Below are 11524 nucleotides of genomic sequence, written 5' to 3' on the forward strand. Positions count from 1 at the left end.
GATTAACCTGCGATCGCAGTAATTTTCAACTCGGTAAACCATTGACGGTGACCTTGTTGCTTACGGTAGTGCTTACGACGACGCATTTTAATAATACGGATTTTGTCATGACGACCGTGACCAACCACTTCTGCAGTTACTTTTGCGCCAGCTACAACTGGAGCACCGATTTGAATGCTTTCGCCATTCACAACCATTAATACATCATCAAATGTAATCGTTGCGCCTGTTTCAGCTTTCAACAATTCAACTTTAAGGGTTTCACCCTCAACAACACGGTGCTGTTTACCACCGCTTTGGATTACTGCGTACATAACGTACTCCAACTTGCCCGTGTCGTCGTGCCGATAAAGGAATATATCGATCTTAAAACGAACGCCACTGGGGGTTATACAAGGGCAAAGATTTTAAGTGATAATGAATTAAACAACAAGTCATTTTCATGAAATATTAACATTGCCTACAAATTAATCGCAATAATCACTTTTTTTTAAGGTTTAGCCCTTGAATATGTGAATTTTTTTATTAAATTGAAATAGATTTTTAAAACAAATCCGCTACTATGTAGCTCAAAACAACAACGTGCAGAATATTTAATGTTTTATGCTTTTTTGGACAATTAAAGAACAAATCATTAAGATTCAGGCACGATGTCTGCTTCCAAAAGCAACATTCAGACATATTCATTGTTACACTAACGACTTATAACGCATTTGCATGAGGCTCCCACCCGATGACCATCGACTTTAAGCAAGATATTCTCGCTCCTGTTGCAACAGACTTTGCTGCGATGGACAAGTTTATTAATGAAGGTATTACCTCAAAAGTTGCTTTGGTGATGGCGGTCAGTAAGCATGTGGTTGAAGCTGGCGGAAAACGTATGCGCCCCATTATGTGTTTACTTGCAGCAAAAGCTTGCGGTGCAACAGACACGCAAATGGAGCCCTACCGTAAACTGGCTGCCATTATTGAAATGTTGCACACGGCAACATTGGTTCACGATGATGTCGTTGATGAGTCAGGTTTGCGTCGTGGTCGTCCAACTGCAAACGCAACATGGAATAACCAAACGGCAGTTTTAGTAGGTGACTTCCTGATTTCACGTGCATTTGACTTGCTGGTTGATCTGGACAATATGGTGTTGTTAAAAGATTTTTCGACAGGAACCTGTGAAATTGCTGAAGGTGAAGTTTTACAACTTCAGGCACAACATCAACCTGAAACCACAGAACAAACATATTTAGATATTATTCACGGTAAAACTTCACGTTTATTTGAATTAGCAACAGAAGGCGCTGCTATTCTTGCTGGTCAACCTCAATATCGTGAGCCACTCCGTCTTTTTGCTGGACATTTTGGCAATGCCTTCCAAATCATCGATGATATTTTAGACTATACCTCTGACGCTGAAACATTAGGTAAAAATATTGGTGATGATTTGATGGAAGGAAAACCAACTTTACCTTTAATCTCTGCTTTAGCGAATACACAAGGCGAAGAACACGAAATTATTCGTAAGAGTATTGCAACTGGCGGGACAGCAGATTTAGAAAGTGTGATTCAAATCGTTCAAACTTCTGGTGCTTTAGATTATTGTAGTCGCCGTGCAAATGAAGAAACACAAGCTGCGATCCAAGCACTGAGTCATTTACCTGAATCTAAATACCGTCAAGCATTGTATAACTTGGCGCAACTTGCCTTACATCGCATTCAATAGAATTTAACAAGGCCTATGCATATACATTTTAATGATCTTTTTCTCCTTATGCAGGAACAACTTGATGATCCCAAAGTTGTTCCAAATCCTGATATTTTAATCGAGCTAGTCAAACGGATCAGACCCAATGACACACGTAACCTAGAAGAAATTGAAAATAAATTCAATTCATTAATTCAATCTCTACTCATTACGCCTAATGCATCTTCAGCATTTCAAGGTTACTTACTCAAGCTAGTCAATCATTACAAACAAGCCGGGCTATATGCGGACAGTGGCATATTATCCTTAGATGGTTTCTGGAATCAGCTTGGGCAACGTATTGGTGCTCACTTTCTTCCTTTATTACCTGATGAAACAGAACTAAAAGATTTAGTCGGTAAGGTTTTTTATCAACGCAGTGATAAATATTGGCTTGAAAATATTGATTCAGCGCATTGGAAACAGTTATTTCAACTTCTTAATCAAGGGCATCGTTATAGCAATGATAAACTTGGTATTAAACGCGATATTATTAAAGCGATTACCGTACTCTCCTACCGTATTAGTGGTATTGGTTTATATCCTGAGTTTATCAATGCTTATCCTGAATTACAGGAATATGAATCTCCATTTTTAGTCCAAAACCGTGAAATCGTTGAGTTTATAGAAGCTTATAAAAAACAACACCGCGATCAGGATCAGTATGCGGTCACTGTTCCACCAGATGCAGATCAAGCCTTGGTGATGATTGAACAGTGTCGTGATGTGGTGTTCAAGGTTCGTCGAGCAATTAAGCGAATTGGTGTCAGTCTAAGTTTGACCTATTTATTGTCACTGCTTGAACAATGTTTGGATCGTATAGAACTGTTATTGAATCTCTTGGTAGAAGATGATCAGATTCGTTATGCATTGTGTGGAGAACTACTGACTGACTTGGTTGATGCGCATTATAGTGAAACGAGTGTTCGTGATTTACTCAAAACCAATAGTGAATTGATTGCTCTACAAGTTACAGAAAATGCCAGCAAAACAGGTGAACATTACGTAAGTACTGATAAAAAAGGCTTCTTGGGTATGTATCAAGCAGCAGCAGGTGCTGGTGTGATCATTGCCACAATGGCAACCCTTAAAATCCTCTCTGCACGTTTAGTGCTCGCGCCTTTTATGCATGCTTTTCTGTATAGCATGAATTATTCACTGGGTTTTATTCTGATTCATGTTTTACACTTTACGGTTGCCACCAAACAACCAGCAATGACTGCTGCAGCACTTGCCTCGACAGTACAGCATCAAAAAGGATCAAAAACGGCACAAATTGCAGAACTTGCAGGTCTGATTATTAATATTATTCGCACTCAGTTTATTGCGATTTTAGGCAATATTTCGATTGCAATACCAACAGCTGCACTCATCACCTATTTATGGCAATTGGCAATGGATGAACCTTTGCTCACACATGCCAAAGCCACGACTTTACTGCATAGCTTGAATCCGTTTACCTCACTTGCCATTCCACATGCAGCAATTGCCGGTGTTTGTTTGTTTTTATCAGGATTAATTGCTGGATATTTCGACAATATGTCGGTTTATCGCAAGGTCGGACCACGCCTGAAAGCTCACACCAAATGGAAGAAATTTTTAGGACAGGAACGACTCAATAAATTTGCGGATTATGTTGAACGCAATTTGGGTGCGCTGGCAGGTAATTTCCTCTTTGGTATCATGCTTGGAAGTATGGGAACCATTGGTTTTATCTTGGGTTTACCTTTAGATATTCGCCATATTGCTTTTGCATCTGCAAACTTTATTCAAGGTTTAATGACGATTAATGGCTCTCCAGATATCGGTTTGATTATCGTTTCTTTTCTGGGTGTTTTATGTATCGGTTTAACCAACTTATTTGTAAGTTTTACTTTAACGATTATCGTTGCACTCAGAGCAAGGCAAGTGCGCTTTTCCCAATGGAAACCTTTGGCAAAACTTATATTTACCCATTTTTCAACGCGCCCAATTGATTTTTTCTGGCCACCGAAACAACCGTTACAGCTTGAAGACGAAGCAACACCACAAAACAAACTAAATCACTAAACTTTTTGTTATTTTTTGTGCAAAATGTCAAATATTTTACAAAAAGAAATTAGTATAAATTACCTAATTTTACTCACTTGAAAAAAAGTGTACTGGCGAGTACACTTCAGTGCATTAAATAAACTTAACGTACATGTTTTTATACTCTAGGTCATTTTATGCCTTATGTATTGCTCCTTATTGGCTGTATAAGTTTACTTATTGGGAGTATTGGTTTAACCATAAACCAAGTACAACTATTTGATTTATCAAGTGTTGTATGGATGAGTTCACACCGTTTAGATTTTTTAAATGGTATTGCGCTTAGCCTATCCTATCTAGGCGGCTTACCGTCAATGATCGTGATTGCAGGGCTATGTAATGTATATTTCATACGCCTAAAACAGTATGCAAACATACTGATGATCAGTATTGGGTTACTTGGTGCTTCAGCGATTGGTTGGATAATTAAATATCTAGTCAATCGCCCACGACCTGATGAAATCTACCAGATGGTGCAAACCTATGGTGCTTCATTTCCCAGTGCTCACAGTATTTATGCTGCTATTGTATGTTGTTCGATTATGTTTATATTTCAAAAGCATCACCACGTTAAATGGATTGGCTTGGGGGGCTTTTTATGGTTTCTAAGCATGGGGGTCTCTAGAATTTATCTGGGAGCACATTTCCCAACTGATGTACTCACTGGATGGGGTATAGGTTTCATATGGGCTGCTATTTTATGGTTCATATTGACACCAGAAACGTTAAGTCAGAACAAATTATTTTTAGATAAGAATCTAAACGAGGTGGAATAATGATGTCGGCAAAGCTTTGGGCTCCTGCCCTTACTGCTTGTGCTCTCGCAACAAGTATTGCACTTGTAGGTTGCAGCAAAGATCCTAAATCAGCACAAGAAGCTGGTGGTGCTGCCCAAAAAATGCCGCCGACTGAAGTTGGTGTCATTGTTGCTCAACCACAAAGCGTTGAACAAACTGTAGAACTTTCTGGTCGTACTTCAGCATATCAAATATCTGAAGTTCGTCCGCAAACAAGTGGTGTGATTTTAAAACGTTTGTTTACAGAAGGTAGTTTTGTTCGTGAAGGTCAACCTCTTTACGAGATTGATTCGAGAGTTAACCGTGCAAACTTAGACAATGCAAAAGCAGCTTTAGTACGTCAGCAAGCTAATTTAAATTCATTACAAGTGAAAGCAAATCGTTATCGCCAACTTGTTGGCATTAACGCCGTGTCTAAACAAGAATATGATGACTTACTTGCTCAAATAAAACTTGCAGAAGCAGATATTGCTGCTTCAAATGCGACTGTTAAAAATGCACAAATTGACCTAGGCTATTCAACTGTTCGTTCGCCTATTTCTGGTCAATCAGGTCGTTCATCTGTTACTGCAGGTGCTTTAGTCACAGCCAATCAGGCAAATGCTTTAGTGACAATTCAACAACTTGATCCAATTTACGTAGACATCAGCCAATCAAGTGCTGAGTTGTTACGTCTACGTCAACAGTTGAGTCAAGGTAGCATTGATCGCAGTAACAACACAAAAGTACGCTTAAAACTTGAAGATGGTAGTTACTACCCTGTCGAAGGAAATCTGGCATTTTCTGACGCAAGTGTAAACCCAGAAACAGGTTCGGTGACCCTACGTGCTGTTTTCTCAAATCCGAATCACTTGTTATTGCCAGGTATGTTTGCCAACGCGCAAATCGTACAGGGTGTGATTCCAAATGCTTACTTGGTTCCGCAAGCTGCGATTACACGTACGCCAACAGGTCAAGCCATTGCAATGATTGTCAATGCAAAAGGTGCTGTTGAAAGTCGTCCAATCACAACTGCAGGTGTTCATGGCAAAGATTGGATCGTCACTCAAGGTTTAAATACAGGTGATAAAGTCATTGTTGATGGTATCGCGAAAGTTAAACCTGAACAGGAAGTGGTTGCTAAACCTTATCAACCACAAGCTGAAGCTCAACCTGGACAAGCTGCGCCTAAACCAGCAACAGCTGCTCAACCTGCGGCTCAGCAAGAAAAAAACAGTGAACAAAAATCTACTTCACATGCTTAAGGGGTAGACTGAATGGCTCAATTCTTTATTCATCGTCCGATTTTTGCATGGGTAATTGCATTAGTCATTATGTTAGCGGGTGTACTCACGCTGACAAAAATGCCCATTGCACAATATCCGACGATTGCACCACCGACTGTCACCATTTCTGCGACATATCCAGGTGCATCTGCTGAAACTGTTGAGAATACAGTTACACAGATTATCGAACAACAAATGAATGGTTTGGATGGCTTACGTTACATCTCATCTAACAGTGCGGGTAACGGTCAAGCTTCAATCCAATTAAACTTTGAACAAGGTGTCGATCCAGATATCGCCCAAGTTCAAGTACAAAACAAATTACAGTCAGCAACTGCGCTTTTGCCTGAAGATGTACAACGTCAAGGTGTGAAAGTGACTAAGTCGGGTGCAAGTTTCTTACAGGTACTTGCATTCTATTCTACAGAAGACAGCCTTTCTGCAAATGACATTAAGGACTATGTAAACTCAAACATTTCAGAACCATTAAGCCGTGTGGCGGGTGTGGGTGAAGTGCAAGTGTTTGGTGGTTCATATGCGATGCGTATTTGGCTTGATCCTGCAAAATTAACCAGTTTAGGGCTTACACCGAGTGATGTTGCAGCAGCAATTCGTGCACAAAACTCACAGGTTGCTGTAGGTCAATTAGGTGGTGCGCCATCTGTTGACGGGCAAGTGCTGAACGCAACGGTTAATGCGCAAAGTATGTTGACCACACCTGAACAGTTTAAAAACATCTTCTTGAAAAACACCAGTGACGGTGCTCAAGTACGTTTAGGTGATGTTGCTCGTGTTGAATTAGGTGCGGACAACTATCAGTTTGACTCGAAGTACAATGGTAAACCTGCTGGCGGTGTTGCAATTAAACTTGCGACAGGTGCCAATGCATTAGATACAGCGAAAGCAGTTGAAGCGCGTTTAGTTGATTTACGTAAGAACTACCCTGCTGGCATGAAAGATGAATTGGCATTTGATACAACGCCATTTATTCAACTGTCGATTGAAAGTGTGGTTCATACCTTAATCGAAGCAGTTATTCTTGTATTCTTTGTCATGTTCTTGTTCTTACAGAACTGGCGTGCAACGATTATTCCAACAATGGCTGTTCCAGTGGTTGTGTTGGGTACCTTTGCCATCATCAATCTATTTGGATTCTCAATCAATACACTGACCATGTTTGCGATGGTTCTGGCGATTGGTCTTTTGGTGGATGATGCCATCGTTGTGGTCGAAAACGTTGAACGGGTCATGCAGGAAGATCATTTAGATCCAGTCTCTGCCACAGAACTTTCAATGAAACAGATTTCTGGTGCATTGGTAGGTATTACCTCAGTATTGACTGCTGTATTCGTTCCAATGGCATTCTTTGGGGGTACAACAGGTGTAATTTATCGACAATTCTCGATCACGCTCGTGACTGCGATGGTGCTTTCATTAATTGTTGCTTTAACATTTACGCCTGCACTGTGTGCGACTATTTTGAAACAGCATGATCCAAACAAAGAACAAAGCAATAACATCTTTGCACGTTTCTTCCGTTGGTTTAACAATGCTTTTGATCGTACTGCGGAAAAATACCAAAATGGTGTAAACCGCATGACTCACCATAAAATATTCTCAGGAATTATTTATGCTGTTGTCGTTGGTGTATTGGTTACTGTATTTATCAAAATGCCGTCTTCATTCTTACCTGAAGAAGATCAGGGTATTGTAATGACCTTGGTACAATTACCACCAAATGCGACTTTGGATCGTACTGGTAAAACCATTGATACCATGACCAACTATTTCTTAAATAAAGAAAAAGATTCGGTTAAATCTGTATTTAGTGTGGCTGGTTTCTCCTTCACAGGGGTCGGTCAAAATGCGGGGCTTGCTTTCATTCGTTTGAAAGATTGGGAAGAACGTACAACACCTGAACAACAGATTGGTGCAGTCATTCAACGTGGTATGGCACTCAACATGATCATCAAAGATGCATCATATGTTATGCCACTGCAATTGCCTGCAATGCCTGAATTAGGTGTAACTGCTGGTTTTAACTTGCAGTTAAAAGATCCAGGTGGTCAAGGTCATGACAAACTGATTGCTGCTCGTAATGCGATCTTAGGCATGGCGTCACAAGACAAACGTCTTGTCGGTGTACGACCAAATGGTCAAGAAGATACGCCTCAGTATCAAATCACAATCGACCAAGCGCAAGCAGGTGCGATGGGTGTAAGCATTGCTGATATCAACTCAACCATGAGTATGGCTTGGGGTGGCTCTTATATCAATGACTTCGTTGACCGTGGTCGTGTGAAGAAAGTTTATGTCCAAGGTGATGCGAATGCTCGTATGATGCCTGAGGACTTAAACAAATGGTATGTGCGTAATAGCAAAGGTGAAATGGTTCCATTCTCTGCTTTTGCAACAGGTAAATGGACTTATGGTTCACCTCGTCTAGAACGTTACAATGGTGTTGCCTCTGTCAACATTCAAGGTACGCCTGCCCCTGGTGTCAGCTCTGGTGATGCGATGGCAGCAATGGAAGAAATCATTGCCAAATTACCATCTATGGGCTTGTCAGGTTATGACTATGAATGGACAGGTTTATCATTAGAAGAACGTGAGTCTGGCGCTCAAGCACCATTCTTGTATGCGCTCTCTTTATTGATTGTATTCTTGTGTCTTGCAGCACTCTATGAAAGCTGGTCGATTCCATTCTCAGTATTACTTGTGGTTCCATTAGGTGTATTGGGTGCGGTGTTATTGACATATTTCGGTATGATCATTAAAGGTGATCCAAATCTTTCCAATAACATTTACTTCCAAGTGGCACTCATTGCAGTCATCGGTTTGTCTGCGAAGAATGCGATTTTGATTGTAGAATTTGCGAAAGAGTTGCAAGAAAAAGGCGAAGAGCTGTTTGAAGCTACATTGCATGCTGCAAAAATGCGTTTACGTCCAATCATTATGACAACTTTGGCGTTTGGTTTCGGTGTACTCCCTCTTGCTCTGTCAACAGGTGCAGGCGCTGGTAGCCAACACTCAGTCGGATATGGTGTATTGGGTGGTGTGATTAGTTCAACACTTTTAGGTATCTTCTTTATTCCTGTATTCTTCGTATGGATTCGTAGTATCTTTAAGTACAAACCTAAAAATCAAAATATTCAGGAGCATAAATCGTGATGCAAAACGTATGGTCTATTTCAGGTCGTAGCATTGCGGTATCTGCACTTGCGCTTGCTTTGACAGCTTGTCAAAGCATGCGTGGCCCAGAACCGGTAGCTCAAGCGAACATACCTACGAGTTATATTGATAATGGCACGGGTACGTCCATTGCTTCACAAGGCTATAAAGAGTTTTTTGCAGATCAACGCTTGCTTCAAGTGCTCGATCTTGCTTTAGCCAACAACCGTGATTTACGTACAGCAACATTGAATATTCAACGTGCACAACAAGCTTATCAAATCACTGAAAACAATCAGTTACCTACGATTGGTGCAAGTGGCGGTGTTTTACGTCAAGACCAAGGCATGGGTGCTCAGACACGTTATAACGTTGGTCTAGGTGTAACTTCTTATGAGTTGGACTTTTGGGGTCGTGTAAAAAGTTTAAAAGACAATGCACTAGATACTTATCTATCGACTGCAAGTGCACGTGATGCAACGCAAATCAGCTTAATAGGTCAAGTTGCACAGGCTTGGTTAAATTATTCTTTTGCGACAGCACAACTTAAACTGGCTGACCAAACACTCAAAGCGCAACTCGATTCTTACAATCTCAACAAAAAACGTTTTGATGTGGGTATTGACAGTGAAGTTCCTGTTCGTCAGGCACAGATCTCCGTTGAAACTGCTCGTAATGATGTTGCGAACTATAAGACACAAATTGCTCAAGCTCAAAACTTGTTGAACTTACTTGTTGGACAAACAGTTCCTGATAATTTGCTGCCTAAACAACGTGTAACACGTATTACCACAAATTCAGCATTTGCTGCTGGCTTGCCAAGTGACTTGTTGAACAACCGTCCTGATGTTAAAGCAGCAGAATATAAACTTTCAGCTGCGGGTGCGAATATTGGTGCTGCTAAAGCACGTTTATTCCCAACCATTAGCTTGACGGGTTCTGCGGGTTATGCGTCGACGGATTTAAGTGATTTGTTTAAATCTGGCTCATTCGTATGGTCTTTAGGTCCTAGCCTTGATATTCCACTATGGGATTGGGGTACTCGTAAAGCGAACATTAAAATTTCAGAAACAGATCAACAAATTGCGTTGTCTGATTATGAAAAATCTGTTCAATCTGCTTTCCGTGAAGTGAATGATGCTTTAGCGACACGTCAAAATATTGGTGATCGTCTATCTGCACAGAAACGTTTGGTTGATGCGACCAATACGACCTATAAACTTTCAAATGCCCGCTTCCGTGCAGGTATTGACAGTTTCTTATCGGTATTAGATGCGCAACGTACTTCATATTCTGCTGAACAAGGTTTGTTACTTTTAGAACAAGCCAATTTAAACAATCAAATTGAAGTGTATAAAACCTTAGGTGGTGGTCTGAAAGCCAATACTTCAGATCAAATTGCACAGCCTGCTTCTTCGTCTGAATTGAAATACCATCCAAACGATAAAAAGTAAGTAAAATCAAATTGATCATAAAAGCTCACTTCGGTGGGCTTTTTTTTATTGCATTTTGAAGCAGAATTTTCTATGTTGGAAACAAATCATCATTATTGAATATTGAAAAACAATGAAATTAAGCAATTTGGAAACTGTTCCTGCCCACAATATTAAGCAACAACTTGATGTGGTTTACGGAAGTACTGTTCGAAGCAAGCATGTCGGTCGTGATTTGATGGCTGGTTTAAAAAATATTGTGGGCGGTGAACTGAAAGGCTATACCGAATTATTAGAAGAATCGCGCCAAGAAGCCATGAATCGAATGATTGAAAAAGCACAAGCTTTGGGTGCCAATGCTATTGTGGGGATTCGTTTTTCCACCTCAAATATTGCACAAGGGGCATCAGAACTTTTTGTTTATGGTACAGCAGTAATTGTTGAGCCAAAGCAAACACAACTTCCCGACCCATTTTCAAATTAGGCAACGTAAATTGATGGTTTAATTTTTAAAATCGGATTAACACTGGTTCTGTTTTTTATTGGATGGGGCTTCGGGCGATTCATTGAACAAAAGCATCTAAAGGAATTGGCGGAAAAAGAACAACGCCTTGCGCATATTCGTATTGATACCAATAAGTTTCAGACTTCTGAACGTCAAGGGCAATTGATCAGTAGTAATGTGGTCATTTCTCATGATTACTTTAAATACATCATTGCACAAATTCAGAATTTTTTTGGTGGACGTTTAACCACTTATGAAACTGTAGTTGATCGTGCACGGCGCGAAGCAATTGTACGTTTAAAACAAGAAGCTGAGAATGTAGGATCAACCCATATTATGGGCTTACGTTTAAGTACAACCGAGCTCGGCATGCAAGGTGGCATGGTTGAAGTGTTTGCTTATGGTACGGCAACATAATAATTGTATGTGTTTAAACATCGATCATTCGTTTTCATAAATGAATGATCTTGATTTACTTCAGCCAGCCAGATCATGATAATCTCAGGATTGATTCAACTGTTATATCCTAGATTTGGTCGTAAAAA

Annotated in this window: 9 protein-coding genes; 8 read left to right on the plus strand and 1 reads right to left on the minus strand. The window is 40.3% G+C overall.

The genetic code is table 11. From position 1 onward, the window contains the following. Positions 1 to 2: 2 nt before the first annotated feature. A complete protein-coding gene (rplU, locus tag F938_RS07615; RefSeq protein WP_004828211.1) occupies positions 3 to 314 on the minus strand; it encodes a 50S ribosomal protein L21 in 312 nt (103 codons plus the stop codon). Between the two features lie 419 nt (positions 315 to 733). On the opposite strand from rplU, the gene sdsA reads away from it, so the two are divergent. The 8 genes from sdsA (at position 734) to F938_RS07655 (ending at position 11396) form a co-directional block, all read left to right on the plus strand. Then, positions 734 to 1717 (plus strand): All-trans-nonaprenyl-diphosphate synthase, encoded by a 984-nt coding sequence (gene sdsA, locus F938_RS07620; RefSeq protein ID WP_005030768.1) that lies wholly within the window; start codon positions 734 to 736, stop codon positions 1715 to 1717. A gap of 15 nt (positions 1718 to 1732) precedes the next feature. After that, positions 1733 to 3787: a site-specific recombinase gene (locus F938_RS07625; RefSeq protein ID WP_026040307.1), complete on the plus strand. Its 2055-nt coding sequence runs from the start codon at positions 1733 to 1735 to the stop codon at positions 3785 to 3787. 158 nt (positions 3788 to 3945) lie between these two features. Further along, complete coding sequence (locus tag F938_RS07630) at positions 3946 to 4584, plus strand: phosphatase PAP2 family protein (RefSeq protein WP_004828206.1); 639 nt, start codon at positions 3946 to 3948, stop codon at positions 4582 to 4584. Then, positions 4584 to 5849, plus strand: a complete 1266-nt coding sequence (locus F938_RS07635) for an efflux RND transporter periplasmic adaptor subunit (RefSeq protein ID WP_004828204.1) — start codon at positions 4584 to 4586, stop codon at positions 5847 to 5849. The genes F938_RS07630 and F938_RS07635 overlap by 1 nt, the downstream gene beginning before the upstream one ends. Before the next feature lie 12 nt (positions 5850 to 5861). Then, positions 5862 to 9041: a multidrug efflux RND transporter permease subunit AdeJ gene (adeJ, locus tag F938_RS07640; protein WP_005030770.1), complete on the plus strand. Its 3180-nt coding sequence runs from the start codon at positions 5862 to 5864 to the stop codon at positions 9039 to 9041. Continuing rightward, positions 9041 to 10495: a multidrug efflux RND transporter AdeIJK outer membrane channel subunit AdeK gene (gene adeK / locus F938_RS07645; RefSeq protein WP_004828201.1), complete on the plus strand. Its 1455-nt coding sequence runs from the start codon at positions 9041 to 9043 to the stop codon at positions 10493 to 10495. Before adeJ ends, adeK begins: the two co-directional genes overlap by 1 nt. A 112-nt stretch (positions 10496 to 10607) precedes the next feature. Next, the gene (locus F938_RS07650) at positions 10608 to 10958 is read left to right on the plus strand and encodes a YbjQ family protein (protein WP_004828198.1); all 351 of its coding nucleotides are present in this window, start codon (positions 10608 to 10610) and stop codon (positions 10956 to 10958) included. A gap of 9 nt (positions 10959 to 10967) precedes the next feature. Continuing rightward, complete coding sequence (locus F938_RS07655; RefSeq protein ID WP_004828196.1) at positions 10968 to 11396, plus strand: YbjQ family protein; 429 nt, start codon at positions 10968 to 10970, stop codon at positions 11394 to 11396. The last annotated feature ends 128 nt before the right edge of the window (positions 11397 to 11524 follow it).

It is taken from the genome of Acinetobacter bereziniae LMG 1003 = CIP 70.12 (genome assembly GCF_000368925.1).
Lineage (GTDB): Bacteria > Pseudomonadota > Gammaproteobacteria > Pseudomonadales > Moraxellaceae > Acinetobacter > Acinetobacter bereziniae.